A 21,008-nucleotide genomic window follows, 5' to 3' on the forward strand; every position below is an offset into this window, starting at 1 on the left:
GACCCGCATTCGACGAGCCGCTCGGCAAGGAGTCGTCCCATGAACAGGGCGCGCGCAACGGACACCGCGGCGAACGACGCCGCCGCCGTCAACGCCCCTTCCACCCCGGCCGCGCCCGAGGCGACGCGCCGGAGCCGCCGGATCCCCTCCTGGGCGGTCCGCGACCCCGAACCGCTGCCACCGCTCGCGGTACCGGCGCCCGAGCCGGCCGCGGCCGAACCGGACCTCCCGGCCGCCCCGCTGGGCCGCCGGGTGCGCTCGGCCGCCCGGTGGAGCCTGATCAACACCATGGTGATGCGGCTCGGCAACTTCGCCACCGGCATCATCCTGGCCCGCTTCGCCCTCGGCCCGGCCGCCTGGGGCGTCTACGGCATCGCCCAGACCGTGCTGCTGGTGCTGCTGTCCGCCAACGAACTCGGCGTGGGCCTGGCCATCGTCCGCTGGGACGGCGACCCGCGCCGCTTCGCGCCCACCGTGCTCACCCTCAGCGCCCTGTCCAGCGGCGCCCTGTACGTGGCGATCTTCGCCGCCGCCCCGGCGGTCGCCCACTCGCTGGGATCGCCGGAGGCGACCGGCGTGCTGCGGGTGATGTGCCTGTGCGTCGTCCTCGACGGCATCGCCCAGGTGCCGGCCGGCTTCCTCACCCGGGAGTTCGCCCAGGGCCGGCGCATGGTCATCGACGCCCTCAACTTCGTGCTCAGCACCGCGGTGACGCTGCTGCTGGCCTTCCAGGGCATGGGCGCCATGAGCTTCGCCTGGGGCGCGGTGGTCGGCAATGTCGCGGCCCTGCTCGGCTTCTGCCTGGCCGCCCCCGGCACCCTGAGATTCGGCTGGGACACCCGGCAGGCCAGGGCGCTGCTGCGATTCGGACTGCCGCTGGCCGGCGCCAGCCTGCTCGCGCTCGGCGTGGTCAACGTCGACACCCTCGTCGTCGGCTCGACCCTCGGCAAGGTCGAACTCGGCTTCTACGTCCTGGCGTTCAACATCTCCAGCTGGCCGGTCCGGATCATCTCCGAGGCCGCCCGCCGGGTCTCCTTCGCCGGGTTCTCCCGGCTGGCCGACTCGGCGCAGGGCCTGGCCCGCGGATTCAGCCGCGCCCTCGGCGTGGTGATCACCGGCACCGTACCCATCTGTGTGCTGCTGGCCGGGCTGTCCCGGCCGGTGGTCGACCTGATCTACGGCGACGAGTGGGTGCCGGCCGCCAAGGCGCTGCCCTGGCTGATGGGCCTCGGCCTGATCCGTATCGGCTGCGAACTCGCCTACGACTGCCTGGTCGCGCTGGGCCGGCGCCGCTCGCTCATCGGGGTGCAGGGCCTGTGGCTCGTCGCGCTGATCCCGGTGCTGATCGTCGCGGCCCGCACCCACGGCATCGTCGGCGTCTCCCAGGGCCACTGCCTGGTGGCCGCCGGCCTCGTCGTCCCCTTCTTCCTGCTGGCCCTGCGCGGCGGCGGCATCGGCCTGCGCTGGATCGCCCGGGCCTGCGCGTGGCCCTTCCTCGGCGGTGCGGTGATGACCGTCACGATCCTCTCCCTGGAGCGGCGGTACGGCGACGGCCGCGCCGCCGTCTTCGCCATCGGCGCGGTGGCCCTGGCGATGTACGCGGTGTGCGTACTGCCGAGCCGCGCCTTCCTGCGCGGCTCGGCGCCGCCTCCCAAGACTCCCTAGGCAGGCTCTCATGTTCAGCAGAAGACTTCCGTTCGTCGTGGCGGGCGTGGTGTTAGCGGTACTGCTCTCGGTGGTGCTCGCCAGCCGCTCCCACGAAGGCGCCCCGACCAGCAGCGGCTGCCCGGTCACCGCGCTGACCTGCGCCCCCGGCCAGGCCGACCCGCCCGACTCCACCGCGCCCGCCCCCACCACCGAGCCCCCCGCCCTCGGCGGCACCAACGCCCCCGGCCTGCACCGCGACCCGCCCACCACCGCCAAGGCGACGGAGCGCCCCAAGGCCGCGCCCGGCGCCAAGCCGAGCACCGGGACGACCACCGCCGCGGCGGCCGTCACCAGCGGCTTCCCCGACGCCAGTACCACCGGCCCGCGGCTGTCCATGAAGCCGCACCAGACGGGCGCGCTGACGGTGAAGACCGACGGCACGGTCATCAGCCGCTGGGACATCACCGGCTCGCTGGACATCTACGCCAACAACGTCACCGTCATCGACAGCCGGATCACCTCCGACAACTGGTGGGGCATCAATCTGCGGTCGGGCTTCAGCGGGCTGCGGGTGCTGCACACCGCCATCACCGCCGTACCCGGCAAGGGGCCGGACAACGGCGGCGTGGACTACGGCGTGTCCAACATGGGCACCAGCTCCATCGAGGTCGGCTGGTGCGACATCTCGGTGTTCGGCAACTCGCTGTCCATGGGCCAGGGCAATCTGCACGACAACTTCGTGCACGACATCACGCCCTTCCGCAACCAGGGCGGCGAATGGCAGCACACCGACCCGGTGATCTCCGACGGCGGCAACACCGGCGAGCTGATCATCCGGCACAACACCCTGCTCAACAACACCCCGGTGGACCAGGGCGCGTCCGGCAGCATCGGACTGTTCGCCGACACCGGCGCGGTGAAGAACGTGACCGTCGACGGCAATCTGCTGGCCGGCGGCGCCTACGCCCTCTACGCCGGCGGCAAGGGCTCCAGCGGGATCAAGGTCAGCAACAACGTCTTCTCCACCAAGTTCCACCCGAACTCCGGGGGTTACGGCGCGGTGACCGCCTGGGACCCGGCCGGAGCGGGCAACGAATGGAGCAACAACCGTATGTCGGACGGCCGGATCGTCACCCCGCAGGCGGACCGGTGAACGGCGCCGGGACCGGGACCGACGCGGGGGCCCGCGCCCGGCCCGGGGGAGCGGCCGCGCTGCGCCGCCTCGCCCGCGCCCCCTGGACGCTGCTGAAGGGCGCCTTCGGCTGGCTGGTGCTCTTCGAGGCGAAGAACAAGCTGCTGCTCGCGCCCACCGCGCTGCGGCTGCGCCGCCGGGAGGACGCCGAGGTCCGGCGGCTGGCCGCCACCCTCGCGCAGCCGCCGACCGCCCTGGTCGCCACCGTGATCGCGACCCACCGCCGCCCCGAGGCGCTGCGCGCCGCGGTCGCCTCCGCCCTGGCCCAGACCGTCACCGACCAGGTGGTCGTCGTGGTGGACGACGGCGCCGGGCTGCCCGAACTGACCGACGACCCGCGGCTGTTCGCGGTGTCGCTGGCCGCCAACATCGGCACCGCCGGCGTCGTCCGCAATATCGGCATCCGGCTGAGCCGCTCCACCTATGTCGCCTTCCTCGACGACGACAACCTGTGGGAGACCGACCACCTGGCCCGCGCCCTCGACGCGCTGCGCGCCCCCGGCGGGCCGGACGGCGTCTACACCGCGCTGCGCCGGGTGCTGCCCGACGGCAGCGAGCACGACATCCTCTCGGTGCCCTACGACCCCCGGCGGGCCGCCCGCGAGTCGTTCCTGGACACCAACGCCTTCGTCGCCCGGCGCGACCGCACCCTGCGCTTCAGCCGGCTGCGCCGCACACCCGAGGTGATGCCCCGGGAGGACTGGGAGCTGATCCACCGCTACGCCCGCCGCCACCGGGTACGGCACCTGCCGCACCCCACCGTCCGCTATCTCGTCAACCCCGCGAGTTTCTACACCCGGTGGTAGCCGGGTCCGCCAGGTCTACGCCGACCGTCGCATGCGCGTATCCCCCTCCGCTGCGTACGGTGGGAGTCACCGTCCGTGCCCGGCACCCCGGCGGGCGAACCCTACGAGGGGGGAATGACCGATGCCCTACGCGAGCGCGCTGCGCAACCGGCTGGTGGACGCGCCGGGATCGCTCGGTGACCGGCTGCGGACCGCGCGCTGGGAGCGATTAGCCGGCTGCTTCCCGGGCCTTGCCGAGCTGAGCGTCGTGGACCTCGGCGGCACCGCCGAGATGTGGCAGCGCGCGCCGGTGCGCCCGCGCCGCGTCCACGTGGTCAATCTGGCCGCGCCGCCCGCCGACCTGCCCGACTGGATATCCGCGCGGACCGCCGATGTCACCGACCCGGCGGTGGCCGCCGGACTCGGCACCTATGACCTGGTGTTCTCCAACGCCACCATCGAGCATGTGGGCGGCTACCGCGACCGCCGCCGGTTCGCCGCCGCCGTCGAGCGGCTGGCCCCGCTGCACTGGGTGCAGACGCCCTACCGCTACTTCCCCGTCGAGCCGCACTTCGTCGCTCCGGGCTTCCAGTTCCTGCCGCTGGCCGCGCGGGCCCGGCTGGTCCGCCGCTGGCCGCTCACCCACAGCAGGGTCGGCAACGCCGAGGAGGCCATGGACGCGGTGATCGGCGTCGAACTGCTGGGCCGCGCCGAGATGCGCCACCTGTTCCCGGACTCGGAGCTGCTGAGCGAACGGGTGCTGGGCGTCACGAAGTCGCTGATCGCGGTGCGGCCGGAGCGGGACCCGGGCGCTCACGCAGCTTCGCCGGACTGAGCAGCGCGCCCACCGCCGCCCGGCTCGGTGCCTTGCCGATCGCCGCCCGCGAGGTCTCCCGCAGCAGCACCGCCGCCCAGAAGGCGACCGCCGCCGGCACACCGTGCCGACGGCGGTGCAGCCGCACCCGGTTGAGCACCAGCAGGGTCCACAGGAAGGGCGAGACCCGCGAGTCGCCGCCCAGGTGCACCGCCGTGGCGGCCGGCTCCAGCCGGGTGGCGAAGCCCCGGTCCCCGGCCCGCAGGCAGTACTCGGTCTCCTCCGAGTACAGGAAGTAGAACTCGTCCCAGGGCCCGCACGCGTCCAGCACCTCGCCGGACAGCATCATCAGCGCGCCGGCCGCCCAGTCCGCCCTGGTCGAGGCCTCGTACGCCCGCGGGTCGGTGACCAGCTCGCCCAGCGCGGGGAAGCGGCCGGCCCGGCGGTTCCCGATCAGCGCCTCGCCGAAGGCCCGCACCACGCTGGGTTCCCGCCGCAGCGAGCGGACCACCGTGGCGCCGTCCTCCTCGTAGAGCAGCGGCACACTGATGCCGACCCGGTCCCCGCCCGGCAGTTCCGCGCCGAGCGCGTCCAGCAGCGACTTCGCGCAGCCCGGCCGCATCCGGACGTCCGGGTTGCAGACCAGCGCCGCCCGGATGCCGGTGTCCCAGGAGGCGGTGGCATCGAGCGCCGCGTTGATGCCCGCGGCGTAGCCGGCGTTGCGGCCGGTCTGCACGATCGTGGTCTGCGGGGCGAGGTCCCGCAGCAGCGCCACCGTGTCGTCGGCGGAGTCGTTGTCGGCGACGATCAGCCGCCAGTCCAGGCCGTCCATGCCGTCCGGCAGCGAGGCGATGAACTCCGGCAGCACGGCGGCGCTGTTCCAGGTGACGACGAGCACGGCGACGGGGCCGGCGGCCGCGGTCTTGACGGGCATCAGGACTCCACGAGTTGGGGTGGCGCCGTGCGCGCGGCGGGCACGGCGGACTGGCGGGTGACCGGCTCGGCGCCGGGGCCGGCCGGCCGGGCTCCTTCGCGCCGGAGGAAGCCCAGATAGCTGCCGCCGGCGCCCAGGGTGAGGAAGAACATGCCGGCGAACATCGGGAACATCAGCGCGTCGAAGGTGGCGCTGGCGACCAGCGCGACCAGGGCGGAGGCGAAGAACGCCTGGCCCAGCTCCCGGTCCGACTCGGTGCGGGCGATCCGCCGGATGGCGCCGCCCTGATGGATCCCGCAGAAGTACAGGGTGAACAGCGCCACCAGGCCCAGCAGGCCCATCTCGGCCAGCGACAGCATGTACTGGTTGTCGGTGTAGAAGTACAGATCGGGGGTGAAGGTGCCGAAGCCCCGGCCGAACAGCGGCCGTTCCTTCAGATACGGCACGATCGCCGAGTACTTGACGGTCCGTGCCTGGGTGCTGCTGTCCGAGTTCGACAGGAAGGTCGAGAACAGCGTGGTGATCGTCCCGATCAGGCCGGGGATCAGCACCTTGAAGACGCCGACCGACACCGTCAGCAGCCCGATCGCCGCCCACCGCCGCTGCGGCTTCCAGCGCGGCAGCAGCACCAGGATCACGATCGCCGCCCCGATGATCGAGGTGCGCGACACGGTCAGCGGCAGCGCGCCGCCCATCAGGACCACCGGACCCCAGCGGCGCAGCGCGCTCGCCCCCTTGCGGACCGGGTCGAAGGCCTGCTGCACCGCGAAGGGCAGCAGGATCGCCAGCATGCCGCCGAACTCCAGCGGCTGGGCCGTGGTGGAGCGCGGCCGGACGAAGGAGCCGCGGTCCAGCGTGGTCACGCTCGCGACGCTGGAGTTGAGCCCCGGGATGTGGATGGAGTCCGCGATGTTGGTGGCGAAGAAGAAGTCGTAGTAGCCGATCGCGGCCACCACCGTGCCCATCACGATGATCCGCCGCATCAGCGTGTCCAGCCGGTCCCGGTCCTGGATGCCCGCCGAGGCCAGCACCACCAGCGCCACCCAGACCAGCAGCCCGATCAGCCCGCGGTCGGCGGCCAGCACCTCCTCGTGCGAGCTGCTGCGGGTCGCGTCGGCGACATAGGCCATCAGCACCGCCGCGGCCAGCACGCAGATCACCAGCCGCGGCCCCCGGGTGCCGTACGCCGGGGTGATCCGGCCGGTCAGCCAGCTCGCCACATACCACAGCAGGCCGAGCAGCGCGAAGACGTTGGCCGGGGTGCCGACCCCGCCCAGCGCGGGCAGCGCCAGATTGGAGGGGATGAAGAAGGCCAGCGCCAGGTAGCCGGTCAGCACCGTGGTGGCGTCCAGCTGCCGGCGCAGCAGCCCGCGGCCCGGCAGCAGCGGCCTGGGCGGCGGTTTCGGCAGCCGGTCCGCGCCTTCCCGGCGCCGGCGCCGGGTCAGGACATAGCTCTCGGTGGCGAAGGAGAGGAAGAAGCCCGCCGCGGTGGCCGCGATGATCACCGCGGCCACCCGCTGGTAGCGGGCCTTCATCTGGGAGACCGGTGTCTGCGGCAGCACGATCGGCGCCGCGGTGACCTTGTACTGCGGGGCCACCTGCGAAGCCGACTGGAGCGCCTGCAACTGCTCGCCGGCGAAGCGGGTCAGCGTCTCGGTCTCCTTGAGCACCTTGTCGCGGTCGGTGCCGGTCACGGCCAGCCCGACCAGCGGTCCGGAGGCCTGCGCGGCGAAACCGACGGTGTACCGGTCGGTGACGCCCATGCCGCTCAGGCTCTTGGCCGCGTCCGTCGACTGGAGCGTCCTGATCAGCACGTCGGCGGTGACGACCAGCGAACCCCCGGCGTTGGCGATCGGGTTGCCGAAGGTGGGGGCCAGCTTGGCGACCGCGGTGGAGTCCAGCAGTGACACCGAACTCTGCGAGGCGTAGGTCACCGGCACCGAGGTGTACAGATAGCCCCCGGCGAGCAGGCCGATCAGCGTGATCGGCATCATCAGATACCAGCGCCGGCGCAGCACCGCCAGCAGTTCGCCGAGTGTCACCGGCCGCCCTCCCCAGGTCCAACACTCCCGCAAACCAACGCCTTTCGGGGCGAGATACCCGAACCGGTGGCAGCGGACCCGACGGCCTGACAGTATCGGTCCCGACGGGAGGAGGCCCGGTGTCCCCTGGTGAGGTCGTCCTCGCACTGCTGCGCCGCTGGTACGTCCTGGTGGTCGCGATGCTGCTGACCGCGCTCGGCGCCTATCACGTGCTGCGTCCGCCGCAGGAGTATCTGAGTTCCGCCGTGATCGTGGTCAAGCCGCCGGTCACCGGCAACCAGCCGAATCAGCTCGCCAATCTGCAACCGCCGGTCGCCGCCGTGTCGTACGCGATCATCGAGCAGCTCAGATCGCCGGCCGGCGCCGCCGAACTCGCCGCGGCCGGCGTGCGCGGGCGGTACGCGCTGATCCCGCGCAACAGCGGCACCAGTGTGACCCCGGCCTATCTCATCCCCTCGTTGCAGATCCAGAGCCGCGAGGAGGAGTCCGCGGCGGCCGACAACTCCGCCTACACGATCATCTCGGTCTACCGCCACCATCTGAGCGCGCTGCAGACCGCCCAGCACATCCCGCCGGCCTCGCAGATGACCGCGGAACTGCTGGTGCCGCCCAGCTCGGTGCTGGAGTCCGGCACCAAGAGCCGGGCGCTGGCCGGAGTGGCGCTGTCCGGCGCGGTCGGCGGGGTGCTGGCCGCGCTGTGGACCGACCGCTTCGCCCGCCGCCGCAGCCCGCTGTACCGCGGGCCGCGCGCCGCGCCGGCCGTACGGACCGCGCCGGCCGCCAACTGAGCCGCCGGGCGGCGGGAGTTCGCCCGCCGCCCCGGCGGTGACCTTCTCCGGACCTGTCGCGGCGCCCATCACAGGCCCCGGCGCTTCCACGACTGCCACCACAGCCACTCCCGGCCGCGCTCGGCCACCGCGGACAGCACCAGCGGCTGGAGGTAGGGCATCGCGCCCGCCCCGATCCGCCGCCGCAGCCGCAGCGCCCGGTACTCCGGCAGCGCCTCGAAGCCCGGCAGGCAGTCCCGGGCGAACTCCACCAGCTCCTCGACCGGTACCACGCCGGTACGGCCCCGGTCGTAGGCCCGGTAGGCCCGCCGCAGCGCGAAGCGGGCCAGCCGGGTGTGCACGGTGAGCGACAGCCGCTCGGCCTGCGGCAGTTGGTCCGCGCACTTGACCAGCACCGACTCGAAGGCGACCCGCCGCTGCCGCAGATCGTCCAGCTGGCCGCCGAAGTCGGTGGTGGACATGTTGTTCCCGTGCACGCGGTAGTACGCCTGGTCGGCGCCGCGTACGTAGCCGACGTCGGCGTGCGACGCCAGCCGCATCCACATCTCGATGTCGCCGGCGTGCGGCAGCTTCGGGTCGTAACCGCCCACCTTCCGCTGGAGGCTGGTGCGGACCACGACCTCCGGCGAGGTGATGCAGCCGGTGCCTTCGGCGAACCTCCGCTCCAGCCACCACGGCCCGGGGTAGACCACCTGGCCGGTGCCCCCGGTGCGGGCCTTGGGCAGCGGGCCGCCGTGCTGGAAGCGCAGCGGCCTGCCGTAGGCGAAACCCGCCTCCGGATGGGCGTCCAGCAGGGCCGCGGCCCGTACCAGCGCCCCCGGCACCAGCCGGTCGTCGGCGGACAGCAGCGCCACGTAGTCGCCGTCGGCCCATTCCAGCAGGCCCTCGTTGTACGTGGCGATGTGCCCCTTGTTCCGTTCGTGCACCCGCACTTCGATCCTCGGGTCGGAGGCCGCGAGCTTGCGCGCGGCCTCCGCCGAGTCGTCGGGTGACGCGTCGTCGATGATCAGCACCCGGACGTCCAGGCCCTCCTGCTCCTCAAGGACGCTGCGAACGCAGTCGGCCAGGAAGTGGCCGTACTTGTAGCAGGGGATCACCACGCTGACACTGCTCATCGACGAACTGCCAACCTTCCGTTGCCTGGCTTGTGCTGCCTAGTGGATCTCGGTGGTGGTGCCGGTCGGCGGGGGCGGCGGCGGCACCGTGCTGAAGATCGGAGCCACCCAGTAGTTCGCGGAGCCGTAGCTGCCGTTGGGGATGAGCGGATCGGATCCGTAGCGGTAGAGACCGTTCGGGCTCGACACCGTGTCGGCCGTGGCGGTCAGCGGATAGGACTGGTGCGCTCCGGCGAAGTACCCGCCGTCCACGGCGTAGTTGCCGTTGGGCGCGTGGTAGGACACCACATAGCTGGTGCCCGCGGTGACCGGCACCGGGTCGGTGAAGGTCATCAGCTGCCAGCCGGTGTCGGTCTCGCTGGAGAAGGTGCCGGTGGCCAGCCGCGTACCGTCGGTGGACCACAGACTGCCGGTGTGGGTGCCGGTGTTGCCCGCGCCCTTGTAGAAGGTGACGCCGGTGACGTAGCCGTCGATCGCCGACTTGAACCGGGTGCCCAGCTCCACCGAGTTGGTGTCACCGGTCATGTCGGTGGTGGCCGGCACGGCGGCCGCGGGCCACAGGGTGCACGGGCAGGTGACCGCGGGCGGCGTCGGGCTGGTGGTGAAGTCCCAGCTGGTGGGTTCGATCATGTGGTTGCCCCACAGGTCGTCCACCTGCACGGACACGGTGTAGGTGGCGTTCAGCGCCAGTTCGGTCGACGGGGTGAAGGTCACGCTGTTCGCCGCGGGCGTGGTGACGCTGCCCGGTACGTTGCCGCCGTCGGCGTCCTTGACCGACATCACCAGCGTGCTGGAGTCGACGGGCTCGCTGAAGGTGGCGGTCACCGGGGCGGTGATCGGCACGTTGACCGCGCCGGACGTCGGCGACTTGGCCGTCACGGCCGGCGGCACGGTGCTCGCCGTCGCGGTGTCCAGCACCGCGTCCACCCAGTAGTTGCTGCCGGTGGTCTGCGAGTCGGGGAAGCCGCCGGAGGCGCCGTAGTGGTAGACGCCGTTGCCGCCGTCGGTACCCGACTGGAGCGCGGTCAGCGGCGCCAGGCCGGCCGACTTGCCGGCGAAGTACCCGCCGTCGTAGGAGTAGCCGCCGTTCGGGGCGAAGTACGACGCTATATAGGTGGTGTTGGCCTTCACCGGGATCGGCGTGGCGAAGTTGAGCTGCTGCCAGCCCGAGGCGGTCTCGCTGGTGAAGGTGCCGGTGGCCAGCCGCTGGCCGGAGGCGCTCCACAGGCTGCCGGTGTGTGTCCCGGTGTTGTTGGGGGACTTGTAGAACCGGACGCCGGTGATGGAGCCGGGGGCGGTGGTGCGGATCTTCACACCGAGCTCCAGGGCGCTGCCGTCACCGCTGTTGACCGTTGTCGGCACCGCGGTGGCCGGCCATATGGTGCAGGGGCACTGCTGCGGGCCGACGGTGAGCGGGACAGTGCTGGTGGCGCCGATGTTGACGCTGTCGTCCACCGCGCGGACCTTGATCTGCGGGGTGCCGGTGCTGGTCGGCGTCCAGCTGTAGCTCCAGGACGTCGTGCCGGTGGCGGCGTTCCAGGTGGTGCCGCCGTCGGTGGAGACCTCCACCCGGGCCACCACGCCGCCCACGTCACTGGCCGTGCCGGTGACGCTGACCGGCTTGAGCGCCGGGACGGTGGTGCCGAGCGACGGCGTGGCCACCGTCACGGCGGGACCGGTGTGGTCGGCGGAGGCGGTGGCGGCGACCAAGCCGCTCTGCAGGGTCTTGGGCTGGATGCCCATGTCCGCGAAGAGGTTCACCGTGGCCTGCTGCATCCGCTTGTCCGCGGTGACCACCTGGTCGTCGGGGTCGCCGGCCGGCACATTGGACAGTCCCCACGACCACTGCACGGTGCCGGAGCCGAACACCAGCGCGCCCGACGTCTGGTCGCGGAACTCGACCAGATTGTGGGTCGCCATGCCGTTGCCGTACACATTCCCGTAGTCCTGGCGGAGCTTGCCGTCGGAGATGTCCACGGTGGTGGAGGACAGGTCGATCTCACCGGTCGGCCGGGTGCTGTTGGCCAGGTCGCTGTCCCACTCGTAGCCGAGGGTGCCGACCGGGAAGGTCGCCGTCTGCGTCGGTGTCAGGGAGGCTACGGTGGTGTTGCGCCACAGCCGCATCTTGGCGTACGAGCCCGGCACGGTGATCGCGTCGCTGCGCGAGCCGTTCACCGTGAACAGCGAACCGGTCAGGATGTTCTGCGGCTGGAAGGGCTCGCCCTTGACCGAGCTGCCCGGGTCCAGGAAGGCGCCGGTCCACACATTCGGATTGGGATCCGGGATGCCGTCGGGAGCCGCGAACTCCAGCTTGGTCTCCTTGTAGCAGATCAGCGTGCGGTTGGCGGTGGAGGTCCCGTCGATGCTCGGGGCGAGCCTGGTCTTCCAGGAGACCTCGTTGCCGCTGAAGAAGGTCTCGGCCACACCCGCGTGCCGGGCGTTCAGGGCGTTGGTGAACTGGTCCTGCGTCCAGTACTCGTCGTGCCCCGACGACATGAACATCTTGTGGTTCAGCAGCAGCGAACCGTTGTTCGACATGTCGATGCCGGAGATGTAGCTGACGTCGTAGCCGTTCTGCTCCAGCCAGTAGAGCATCTCGTACTCGGAGCCGTAGATGCCGTTGTCACCGCCGATGTCCATCGGACGGTTGTAACTGACCTGGTAGGCCCGGCCGTCGGGCGCCGGGCCGTTGCCGTCGTAGAGGTTGCGGCCGCCCCACTTGTTGTACGCCTGCCAGGTCTCGTCGTCGGTCTGCACGACGATGTCGGAGTGGCTGGCGTCATTGCGCACCACGAACGGGTACGGCATCACGCCGTTGCCGTCGGTCTGGTCGAAGTTGGCGAGGTACAGGCCGGAGACGGCGTCGCTCGGCACCGTCCAGGAGGCGGTCACCGGCCAGTTGCCGCAGTCCTGCAGCCCGGTGTCGTTGGTGGCGCAGTTCAGCGGCTTGCCGTCGGGCACGTCGTCGACCACCGTGGTGTCGATCGGGCTGCCCGGGGTGCCGTTCTTGGTGAAGTTGGCCGGGTAGGTCGCCGACGCCTGCGCGTCGGTCGACATCTGCCGGGCGCCGTCACCGCCGTAGTAGCCGAGGCGGTAGATCGAGACGTGGTACGGCGTCGGCGACTGCACCTTGAACTGCACGGTGTCGCCGGCCTGCACGCTCTCCTTGGTGGGGAAGCCCTGCACATTGCCGTAGGCGCTCGGCGCGAACCAGTCCGACATCGGTGTGCCCGGCTTGGAGTTCTCGCACATGACCGGATTGGAGCCGGTCCCACAGGGGTCGGACGCCGACGCGCCGGAACTCCACGCCAGCGGGAGGACGGCCGCGACCACCGCCGCGACCAGGGCGCAGAGTAGGCCCCGGATGAATCTGCTCTTTCTGTACATCTGTCCCTCTGTGCTTCTCTGGTACAAGGGCCCCGGCTCGATGAGGCGGGAGGAGCGAAGCGGTGACTGAGCACCGGCGGCCGCGGCCGGTCACCGCGGCCGGGGCGTCAGCGCAGGGCGGCGGCGAGCGTGTCCACGACTCGCTGCTGCTGTTCGGCGGTGATCTGCGGATAGAGCGGCAGCGACACGATCCGGTCCGCTGCCTCCTCGGCGTTCGGGAAGTCGCCCCGGCGGTGACCGAGGTGACCGAAGGCCGCGGTCAGGTGCACCGGCGCCGGATAGTGCACACCCGCCCCGATGCCCTCGGCGTTGAGCCCGGCGACCACGGCGTCGCGGTCGGCACCGACCACGCGCAGCACGTACAGGTGCCACACATGCTCATTGCCGGGCACGGTGACCGGCGGCACCACCCGGCCGGCCGCGATCAGGTCCGCCAGCAGCGCGTCGTAGCGCTCGGCGGCGGCCCGCCGGGCCCGGTTGCCGTCGGCGAGCCGGGCCAGCTTCGCCCGGAGCACCACCGCCTGCAGGCCGTCGAGCCGGCTGTTGAAACCGGCGACGTCATGGCGGTACTTGGCGACGCCGCCGTGGTTGGCGATGGCCCGCACCAGGTCCGCGCGCTCCGCGTCGTCGGTGAGCACCGCGCCCGCGTCGCCGTAGGCCCCGAGGTTCTTGCCCGGGTAGAAGCTGGTGGCGGCGATCCCGCCGCTGCCGGGCGAGCGCCCGTCCCGGGTGGCGCCCTGGGACTGGGCCGCGTCCTCGACCACCGCCACCCCCGGCGGCAGCGCGGCGGCCAGCTTGGCCACCTCGGCGCACTGCCCGTACAGGTGCACCGGTACCACCGCGCGGGTGGCGGGTCCGACCGCGGCGAGCGCCGCCTCGGGGTCCATCAGATACGAGTCCGGCAGGCAGTCCACCAGCACCGGGCGGGCGCCGGCCCTGGCCACCGCGCCGGCCGTGGCGATGAAGGTGTTGGCGGGGATCACCACCTCGTCACCCGCCCCGACGCCGCTGGCCCGCAGCGCCAGCTCCAGCGCGTCGGTGCCGTTGGCGACCCCCACGCAGTGCGCCACCCCGGCGAACCGCGCGTACTCGCGCTCGAACGCCTGCACCTCCTCGCCGCCGATGAAGGCCGTCCGGGCCAGCACCCGCTCGAAACCGGCCTGCACCTCGGCGGCCACCTCGGCGTGCGCCGCCTTGAGGTCGACCAGCGGAATCTGGTTCATATGACTGCGCTCCCCATCCGTGTGGCCGGCCGCGGGCCGGCCGCGTGCGGTATCTCCTCGCCGTGCGGCGCGTCTGCCGCCTCCTGCTCCCCGGCGCCGTGCCCGGCCTCCCGGGCCAGCTCGCGCAGCGCCTCCGGGCCCGCCGCCCGCAGCCGGCGCGCCGGACCGCCCACCCACACCTCACCGGGGGGTACGTCGCCGAGCACCACGGCGCCCATGCCGATCTGCGACCAGGCGCCGACCTCGGCCGACTCGCGGACCAGCGCCCCCGCGCCGACATAGGCGCCGCGCCCCAGCCGGACGCCGCCGCCCAGCCGGACCCCGGAGGCGACGGTGGCGAAGTCCGCCACCTCGTCGTCATGGGTCAGCACCGCGTGCGGCATCACCGCGACATGCGCGCCGACCCGGACCGCCGCCGTCAGCACGCAGTGCGCCAGCAGCACCGAACCGGGACCGATCGACGAGGAGTCCGACACCGCCGCCGTCGGGTGCACCACCGTGGCGTACCGCTGCTCCGGCAGACCGAGGCGGCGCACCAGCCGGGCCCGTCCCGCGTAGTCACGGGGGTTGCCGACGCACACCACCACCAGGGCCCCGGGCAGCTCCGGCAGCAGATCGCTGCCGCCGAGCACCGGCACGCCGTCCACCTCGCCGCCGTGCAGCTCCCGGTTGTCGTCCAGGTGGCCCAGCAGTCGCCAGCGCGGGGCGCGGCCTGCGGCGCGGTCGGCGGCCCGGCAGTCCCGCACCGCCTGCGCGGTCTCGCGGGCGAAACCGCCCGCGCCGATCAGCACCAGCGGGGTGCCGGCCGGCGGGCCGCCCGCGCCCGGGCCGCTCATCCGCCCGCCACGGAGGGCCGCGCGGCGCCGGACAGCGCGGCGACCACCCGGTCCTGCTGCTCCTCGGTCATGGTGTGGAACAGCGGCAGGATCAGCGAGTCGCGGCTGATCCGCTCGGTCACCGGCAGCGGCCCGTGCGGATGGCCGCGGTAGGCCGGCTCCAGATGCGCGGCCATGATGCCGCGCCGCGCCGAGATCCCGGCGTCAGACAGCACCGCCAGCAACGCGTCCCTGCCCACCGGGAAGTCCTCGGCGAGCAGCACCCAGTACGACTGGAAGTTGCCCTGTCCGTAGGCCGGGTCGCGCACCGGGGACAGGCCCGGCACGTCCCGCAGCAGCTCGTCGTAACGGGCCGCCAGCACGCGGCGCCGGGCGACCATCGCGTCCAGCTTGCCGAGCTGGACCAGGCCGACCGCGGCCTGGATGTCCGTCATCCGGTAGTTGAAGCCGACTTCGAGGTAGCTCTCCAGCACCGGGGTGCTGCTGGCATGCCGCTGGGCCGCCGAGGCGTTCATCCCGTGCTCGCGCAGCCGCCGCAGGCGCTCGGCCCGGGCGGCGTCGTCGGTGGTGATCATGCCGCCCTCGCCGGTGGTGACCACCTTGCGCGGGTGGAACGACCAGGCCGCCAGCAGGGCGCCCTGCCCGACCGACTTGCCGCCGATCGTGGAGCCGATCGCGCAGGCCGCGTCCTCGACCAGGGCCAGGCCCCAGTCGGCGCAGCGGTCCCGCAGGGTGTGCACATCGGCGGGCACCCCGCCCTGGTGGACGACGAGCACCGCCTTCGTCCGCCCGGTGCGGACCGCGTCCACCGTGGCGACGGTCAGATTGCCGGTGTCCGGCTCCACATCGGCGAACACCGGCTGGGCGCCCACATAGCGGACCGCGTTGGCGGTGGCGATGAAGGACAGCGAGGGGACGATCACCTCGTCGCCCGGCCCCAGGTCCAGCGCGACCAGCGCCAGGTGCAGCGCGGTGGTGCAGGAGCTGACCGCGATGCCGTGTCCGGCGCCCACCCGCTCGGCGAAGGCGGCCTCGAACGCCGCGACCCGCGGTCCCTGGGCGACCCACCCGGACAGCACCGCGTCGGCCGCCGCCTGTGCCTCCTCCTCGCCCAGCCAGGGGATCATCACCGGCACGCGGGCCGGGGCGGCTTCCGCGGGGGCGCTCATCGGGCGGCCCCGGCGGGGGAGCCGGCCGCGCCGGCGGCCGGGGGCGCGTCCAGTGCGGCCGGGTCGGCGGCCGAGGCCGCGGCGAGGTCCGCCGCCCGCTCGGCGCGCCACCAGTCGACCAGGTCCCGCAGACCGGTGGCCAGATCGATCTCCGCGCGGAATCCGAGCCGGCTCGCCGCCTGCGAGGTGTCCGCCAGCCGGCGGGTCACCGCGTTGACCGTGCGGGCCGGGCCGTGCTCCGGCTCCAGGTCCGCGCCCATCGCCTCCAGCAGTCCCAGCGCCAGCCCCTTCAGACTGGTCTCGGAGCCGCTGGCGACGTTGAACACCTCGTCGGTCAGGTCGGATTCGGCGGCCAGCACATTGGCCCGCGCGATGTCCCTGACGTGCACGAAGTCCATCGTCTGGGTGCCGTCGCCGAGGATCAGCGGCGGCTGGCCGGCCTCGATCCGCTCCATCCAGCGGATCAGCACCTCGGTGTAGAGGCCGTGGATGTCCATCCGCGGCCCGTAGACGTTGAAGTAGCGCAGCGCCACGTAGTCCAGGCCGTACATCGCGTGGAAACTGCGCAGCATGCCCTCGTTGAACGCCTTCGCGGCCCCGTAGAACGTGTCGTTGTTGTACGGGTGGTGGCGCTCGGTGGTGGGGAACTCCTCGGCCAGGCCGTAGACCGAGGCGGAGGACGAGGCGATCAGCTTGCCGACACCCTCGGCCACCGCGGCCTCCAGGACGTTGAAGGTGCCGTCGACCATCACCTCGTTGGCCAGCCGCGGCTCCTCGGCGCACTGGGTGATCCGGATCGCGGCCAGGTGGAACACCAGCTCGGCGCCCTCGGTGACCTTCCGGACGGTGGCCGCGTCCCGGATGTCGCCCTCGACGACCTCCACCACGCCGCTGCCCATGGACCGGGCCAGATTGGCCATCCGCCCGCGGACGAAGTTGTCGAGCACCACCACCTGCCGGGCGCCGCCGTCGACCAGCTGATCCACCAGATTGGAACCGATCGTGCCGGCGCCTCCGGTGACCAGGATCTTCTTGCCTCGTACCGTGCTCAACCCTCTTCCCCCCACTGCTTCGCTCATGGTGATCCGCTCGCTCGCGTTCTTCGCGTCGGTCGACGGGACTGCGGTGGCCGCCGGGCCGGCCCGGGCCGCTCGGACCGGTCCCGCCGGTCGCGGCGGCCTGCCGGGCCGGACGGACGCGGTGTGCTCCGTCCGGCGGCGGCCGAGTTCAGTGACCGGCGCGCAGGCCGACCACCGCGCCGCGGAACTCCAGGCTCCGCGACGCCGCTTCGAGGATGTCCAGCACGCGCAGGCCGGCCCGGCCGTCGGTGAGCGGCGCCCGACCTTCGTTGATCGCCCCGGCGAACTCCTCGACCATGCTGCCCAGCGCTTCCTTCTCCTTCAGCGCCGGCGCCACCATGTCGCCCGAGCGGTAGGAGATCAGCATCTCCCGGCGCTCACTGTCGCCGATGTCCTGAGGCGCCGCCAGGTCCACCCCGCGGTCGAACACCGCCAGGCGCTGGGCCGGGTTGAGGTCGTCCCAGACCAGGGTGCGCTTGGAGCCGCCGACCATGGTGGTGCGGACCTTGGTGGGCGACAGCCAGTTCACATGCACATGGGCGATCGCGCCGGTGTTCAGCTGGAGCGTCAGATACGCGACGCAGGCCCGGCCGGCGCCTATCGGGTCGGCGCCGTGCGCGGCGACCGCGACCGGCTCCACGTGCTCCGGCAGGATGAAGTCCAGGATCGACAGGTCGTGGGGCGCGAGGTCCCACATCACGTCGATGTCCTTCTGCACCAGGCCGAGATTGATCCGCACCGAGTCCACGAAGTGGATGTCGCCCAGTTCGCCGGAGCGGACCAGCTCTCTGATGCCGGCCACCGCCGGGGTGTAGCAGTAGGTGTGATCGCACATCAGGGTCAGCCCGCGGTCCGCCGCCTCGGCGACCAGCTGGGCGCCGTCGGCGTAGGTGGCGGCGAGCGGCTTCTCCACCAGCACGTGCTTGCCGGCCCTGACCGCGGCCAGCGCCACGTCGAGGTGGGTGCCGGCCGGAGTGGCCACCGCCACCGCGTCCACCGTCGGATCGGCCAGTACGGCCGCGTAGTCCGATGTGGCCCCGACCGTCGAATAGCCGCCCAGGACCTTGCGGGCCCGGTCCACATCGAGGTCGCACAGCCAGCGCAGCCGGAAAGCCGGGCTGGCCTGGAAGTTGCGGACCAGATTGGGTCCCCAGTAGCCGGCGCCGACCACGGCGACCCCGAGTGCTTCGCCGTCCGCGCGCGCGGCCTTCTTCGCGTGGGTGCTGTCCGTCACGGTGTGCGTCTCCCCTTCGTACACGTCGGCTGGCATACCCGCCATGCCCGCACAGCGCGGCAGATGGTGACGGCAGCCGTGTGTCGCCCGGATTCGCCCCGGCCCACGGTCATGCTGCTTCCCCCCCACCCCGATGTGCCGCGACACCCCACCGGGCACTTCGGCGTCCCCACGCCTGCGCCCCGACGGAGTGAATGGCTCCTGAACTCAACTCACCCGGCCGCATCCCCGCGTCCGGGCTCACGCTTGCTGCGGTGCCCTCTTGCTCGCGCTTCCCCCGCGTGACCGCGACCGCTCCGGCGAAGCGGCACGCTCCGCGCAAACCGTCCGCGCGACGCCCAATCTAGACCACCGGCACCGGCACTGGGGGAGACTTGGACGAAACACACGGCGACGACACCGTTTCCGGCTGCATACTCACCCCGTGACGAGCATAGTGATCCCGGCCCACAACGAGGAACGGGTCATCGGCCGGCTGCTGGACGCCCTGCTGACCGGGGACCCGGCGGATTCCGCCGGCCCGCGGCCGGACATCGTGGTGGTCTGCAACGGCTGCACCGACGGCACCGCGAAGGTGGCGGGCGCCCGTCCCGGGGTGCGGGTGATCGAGATCCCGGTCCCCTCCAAGCATGTGGCGCTGCGCACCGGCGACGAACACGCGGCCGGCTTCCCGCGGTTGTACGTGGACGCCGATGTGGTGCTCGGCTCCGCCGACGTGCGGGAGCTGACCCGCGCGCTGGCCGGCGCGCCGGAGCTGCTGGCCGCGGCGCCGGAACGCGACCTGCCGCTGGCCGGCTGCGCCTGGCGGGTGCGGGCGTACTACCGGGTGTGGACCCGGCTGCCGGCGGTGCGCGAGGGGCTGTTCGGGCGCGGGGTGATCGCGGTGACCGAGGAGGGCTACGGCCGGCTGGCCGCGCTGCCCCCGCTGATGGCCGACGACCTGGCCGCCTCACTGGCCTTCGGGCCGGGCGAGCGGACGGTGGTGGACGGTGCCCGCGTCGTCGTCCACCCGCCGCGCACCTGGGCGGATCTGATCAGACGCCGGATCCGCGCGGCGGTCTCGACCGCCCAACTGGAGGCGCGGCAGGCGCAGTCGGCGGGCGCCGGGGAACGCGGGCCGGACGACGCCGCCGGGCAGCCGGAGCCGCTGACCCCCGCGCCGCCCTCGGCGCGAACGAGCACAGCCGACCTGCGTACGCTGCTGCGGGGGGAGCCGAAGCTGCTGCCGTCGGTCGTGGTGTTCCTGGCCGCCGCCGTCACGGCACGCCGCAAGGCCGCGAAAGCCATCCGCGGCCAGGACTTCGGGACCTGGCTGCGGGACGAGAGCAGCCGCGAGAGCTGATCTCGGCAGGGGAAAGAGCAGGGGGGAACACCATATGTATCTGGCCGACCGCGCCGCCCCCGCGCGCGCGAAGACCGCCGCGGACGGTTCGCCGCGCCGCCCGGTACGGCGGGTCTCACAGGTGGTGCTGGCGCTCGGGGCCGTCAGTCTGATCACCGACATCTCCTCGGAGATGGTCACCGCCGTTCTGCCGCTCTACCTGGTGGTCAGCCTGGGGCTGAGCCCGCTCGGCTTCGGCACCCTGGACGGCGTCTACAACGGGGTCAGCGCGCTCGTCCAGCTCACCGGCGGCCACCTCGCCGACCGGGTGCGCAACCACAAACTGATCGCCGGCCTGGGCTACGGGCTGTCCGCGCTGTGCAAGCCGCTGCTGATCCTGGTGCAGAGCCTCGGACCGCTCGGCCTGGTGCTCGCACTGGAGCGCACCGGCAAGGGCCTGCGCACCTCGCCGCGCGACGCGCTGATCTCGCTGTCCACCCCGGCGGAGTCCCGGGGCCGGGCCTTCGGGGTGCACCGCGCGATGGACACCACCGGCGCCGTGCTCGGCCCGATCACCGCCTTCCTCATCCTGCGCGCCGCGACCGACGGCTACCACGCGGTCTTCGGCGTCAGCGCGTGCGTCGCCGTGCTGGGCGTCCTGGTGCTGGTGCTGTTCGTCCCGGGCAAGCGGCAACTCACCGCCGAGGGCTTCGCCGGTGTCGCCGACACCCCCGACCGCAAGCCGGTGAACCTGCGCGAGGCCGCCGCGCTGCTCCGGCTGCCCCGGCTGCGGGCGCTCACCGGCTGCGCGATGCTGCTCGGCCTGACCACGGTCAGCGACGCCTTCGTCTATCTGCTGCTCCAGCACCGCGCCCACATCGGCGAGGAGTGGTTCCCGCTGCTGCCACTCGGCACCTCGGCGGTCTTCCTGCTGCTCGCGGTGCCGGCCGGGGTGCTCGCCGACCGGGTGGGGCGGCGGGCCGTCTTCCTGGCCGGGCACGCCGGCCTGCTCGCCGGATACGCGCTGCTGCTGTGGGCGCCCGCCACCCCCGCCCTGCCGTATCTGGTGCTGGCGCTGCACGGCACCTTCTACGCCGCCACCGACGGGGTGCTGCCGGCCGCGGTCTCCGATGTCGTACCGGAGGAACTGCGGGGCAGCGGACTGGCGCTGGTCGGCACCGGCCAGGCGCTGGCCCGCTTCTGCTGCTCGCTGGCCTTCGGCGCGGCCTGGACGCTGTGGGGGGACACCCGGGCGCTGTCCGGCTCCGCGGTCGGCCTGCTGCTGTGCGCGCTGGCCGCCGCACTGGTGCTGCGCCCGGCGGCCGGCCGGCCGCCGCTCCCCGCGGGGGACCCGCGATGAGCGACATGGTCCCGACCCCGGCCACGCCGCCCACCCCGCCCGCCCGCGGCGCCGACCCCGCGCTCTCCCGCGCCGGCGCGAA

Annotated in this window: 16 protein-coding genes; 7 read left to right on the top strand and 9 right to left on the bottom strand. The window is 72.8% G+C overall.

All coding sequences use genetic code 11. The annotated features are described in order from the left end of the window. Positions 1-39 precede the first annotated feature (39 nt). The 4 genes from ACFO3J_RS06680 to ACFO3J_RS06695 all read left to right on the top strand — a co-directional run bounded on the left by ACFO3J_RS06680 (position 40) and on the right by ACFO3J_RS06695 (position 4,459). Positions 40-1,665, top strand: coding sequence for an oligosaccharide flippase family protein (locus tag ACFO3J_RS06680; protein ID WP_386427078.1), 1,626 nt, complete (start codon positions 40-42; stop codon positions 1,663-1,665). A 10-nt stretch (positions 1,666-1,675) separates the two neighbouring features. Next, the gene (locus ACFO3J_RS06685; protein WP_386427080.1) at positions 1,676-2,800 is read left to right on the top strand and encodes a hypothetical protein; all 1,125 of its coding nucleotides are present in this window, start codon (positions 1,676-1,678) and stop codon (positions 2,798-2,800) included. Then, the gene (locus ACFO3J_RS06690) at positions 2,797-3,645 is read left to right on the top strand and encodes a glycosyltransferase family 2 protein (RefSeq protein ID WP_386427082.1); all 849 of its coding nucleotides are present in this window, start codon (positions 2,797-2,799) and stop codon (positions 3,643-3,645) included. The genes ACFO3J_RS06685 and ACFO3J_RS06690 overlap by 4 nt, the downstream gene beginning before the upstream one ends. 121 nt (positions 3,646-3,766) lie before the next feature. After that, positions 3,767-4,459 (top strand): class I SAM-dependent methyltransferase, encoded by a 693-nt coding sequence (locus tag ACFO3J_RS06695; RefSeq protein ID WP_386427084.1) that lies wholly within the window; start codon positions 3,767-3,769, stop codon positions 4,457-4,459. On the opposite strand, the gene ACFO3J_RS06700 is transcribed toward ACFO3J_RS06695, so the two are convergent. Beyond that, positions 4,392-5,372: a glycosyltransferase family 2 protein gene (locus ACFO3J_RS06700; protein WP_386427086.1), complete on the bottom strand. Its 981-nt coding sequence runs from the start codon at positions 5,370-5,372 to the stop codon at positions 4,392-4,394. The genes ACFO3J_RS06695 and ACFO3J_RS06700 overlap by 68 nt on opposite strands. After that, a complete protein-coding gene (locus ACFO3J_RS06705; RefSeq protein ID WP_386427088.1) occupies positions 5,372-7,414 on the bottom strand; it encodes an O-antigen ligase family protein in 2,043 nt (680 codons plus the stop codon). Before ACFO3J_RS06705 ends, ACFO3J_RS06700 begins: the two co-directional genes overlap by 1 nt. A gap of 119 nt (positions 7,415-7,533) precedes the next feature. Between ACFO3J_RS06705 and ACFO3J_RS06710 the strand changes: the two genes are divergently transcribed. After that, on the top strand, positions 7,534-8,202 hold the full coding sequence (locus tag ACFO3J_RS06710; RefSeq protein ID WP_386427090.1) for a hypothetical protein: 669 nt from the start codon (positions 7,534-7,536) through the stop codon (positions 8,200-8,202). Between the two features lie 68 nt (positions 8,203-8,270). Here ACFO3J_RS06710 and ACFO3J_RS06715 read toward each other — a convergent pair whose 3' ends face one another. From ACFO3J_RS06715 to ACFO3J_RS06745, 7 genes are all read right to left on the bottom strand, one after another. Further along, positions 8,271-9,317 (bottom strand): glycosyltransferase family 2 protein, encoded by a 1,047-nt coding sequence (locus ACFO3J_RS06715; protein WP_386427091.1) that lies wholly within the window; start codon positions 9,315-9,317, stop codon positions 8,271-8,273. A 39-nt stretch (positions 9,318-9,356) separates the two neighbouring features. Continuing rightward, the gene (locus ACFO3J_RS06720; protein ID WP_386427093.1) at positions 9,357-12,569 is read right to left on the bottom strand and encodes a DUF4082 domain-containing protein; all 3,213 of its coding nucleotides are present in this window, start codon (positions 12,567-12,569) and stop codon (positions 9,357-9,359) included. A gap of 242 nt (positions 12,570-12,811) precedes the next feature. Next, on the bottom strand, positions 12,812-13,927 hold the full coding sequence (locus ACFO3J_RS06725) for a DegT/DnrJ/EryC1/StrS family aminotransferase (protein ID WP_386427095.1): 1,116 nt from the start codon (positions 13,925-13,927) through the stop codon (positions 12,812-12,814). Then, positions 13,924-14,763, bottom strand: a complete 840-nt coding sequence (locus tag ACFO3J_RS06730; protein ID WP_386427097.1) for a NeuD/PglB/VioB family sugar acetyltransferase — start codon at positions 14,761-14,763, stop codon at positions 13,924-13,926. The genes ACFO3J_RS06725 and ACFO3J_RS06730 overlap by 4 nt, the downstream gene beginning before the upstream one ends. Continuing rightward, on the bottom strand, positions 14,760-15,932 hold the full coding sequence (locus tag ACFO3J_RS06735; RefSeq protein ID WP_386427099.1) for a DegT/DnrJ/EryC1/StrS family aminotransferase: 1,173 nt from the start codon (positions 15,930-15,932) through the stop codon (positions 14,760-14,762). The genes ACFO3J_RS06730 and ACFO3J_RS06735 overlap by 4 nt, the downstream gene beginning before the upstream one ends. Then, on the bottom strand, positions 15,929-16,984 hold the full coding sequence (locus ACFO3J_RS06740; RefSeq protein WP_386427101.1) for an NAD-dependent epimerase/dehydratase family protein: 1,056 nt from the start codon (positions 16,982-16,984) through the stop codon (positions 15,929-15,931). Before ACFO3J_RS06740 ends, ACFO3J_RS06735 begins: the two co-directional genes overlap by 4 nt. A gap of 175 nt (positions 16,985-17,159) precedes the next feature. Beyond that, complete coding sequence (locus ACFO3J_RS06745; protein WP_386427103.1) at positions 17,160-18,281, bottom strand: Gfo/Idh/MocA family protein; 1,122 nt, start codon at positions 18,279-18,281, stop codon at positions 17,160-17,162. Between the two features lie 388 nt (positions 18,282-18,669). Between ACFO3J_RS06745 and ACFO3J_RS06750 the strand changes: the two genes are divergently transcribed. Further along, positions 18,670-19,587 carry a glycosyltransferase gene (locus tag ACFO3J_RS06750; protein ID WP_386427105.1) on the top strand — a complete coding sequence of 306 codons (918 nt, stop codon included), beginning with the start codon at positions 18,670-18,672 and terminating at the stop codon, positions 19,585-19,587. Between the two features lie 34 nt (positions 19,588-19,621). Further along, positions 19,622-20,926 (top strand): MFS transporter, encoded by a 1,305-nt coding sequence (locus ACFO3J_RS06755; protein ID WP_386427107.1) that lies wholly within the window; start codon positions 19,622-19,624, stop codon positions 20,924-20,926. The last annotated feature ends 82 nt before the right edge of the window (positions 20,927-21,008 follow it).

The sequence above is a fragment of the Streptomyces polygonati genome (genome assembly GCF_042650325.1).
Taxonomy (GTDB): Bacteria; Actinomycetota; Actinomycetes; order Streptomycetales; family Streptomycetaceae; genus Actinacidiphila; species Actinacidiphila polygonati.

Bases quoted from the DNA above. Each gene is read 5' to 3' on its own strand.
- ACFO3J_RS06680 (WP_386427078.1), top strand. From the start codon at position 40: ATGAACAGGGCGCGCGCAACGGACACCGCGGCGAACGACGCCGCCGCC.
- ACFO3J_RS06685 (WP_386427080.1), top strand. From the start codon at position 1,676: ATGTTCAGCAGAAGACTTCCGTTCGTCGTGGCGGGCGTGGTGTTAGCG.
- ACFO3J_RS06695 (WP_386427084.1), top strand. From the start codon at position 3,767: ATGCCCTACGCGAGCGCGCTGCGCAACCGGCTGGTGGACGCGCCGGGA.
- ACFO3J_RS06700 (WP_386427086.1), bottom strand. From the start codon at position 5,372: ATGCCCGTCAAGACCGCGGCCGCCGGCCCCGTCGCCGTGCTCGTCGTC.
- ACFO3J_RS06715 (WP_386427091.1), bottom strand. From the start codon at position 9,317: ATGAGCAGTGTCAGCGTGGTGATCCCCTGCTACAAGTACGGCCACTTC.
- ACFO3J_RS06720 (WP_386427093.1), bottom strand. From the start codon at position 12,569: ATGTGCGAGAACTCCAAGCCGGGCACACCGATGTCGGACTGGTTCGCG.
- ACFO3J_RS06725 (WP_386427095.1), bottom strand. From the start codon at position 13,927: ATGAACCAGATTCCGCTGGTCGACCTCAAGGCGGCGCACGCCGAGGTG.
- ACFO3J_RS06730 (WP_386427097.1), bottom strand. From the start codon at position 14,763: ATGAGCGGCCCGGGCGCGGGCGGCCCGCCGGCCGGCACCCCGCTGGTG.
- ACFO3J_RS06735 (WP_386427099.1), bottom strand. From the start codon at position 15,932: ATGAGCGCCCCCGCGGAAGCCGCCCCGGCCCGCGTGCCGGTGATGATC.
- ACFO3J_RS06745 (WP_386427103.1), bottom strand. From the start codon at position 18,281: ATGCCAGCCGACGTGTACGAAGGGGAGACGCACACCGTGACGGACAGC.
- ACFO3J_RS06755 (WP_386427107.1), top strand. From the start codon at position 19,622: ATGTATCTGGCCGACCGCGCCGCCCCCGCGCGCGCGAAGACCGCCGCG.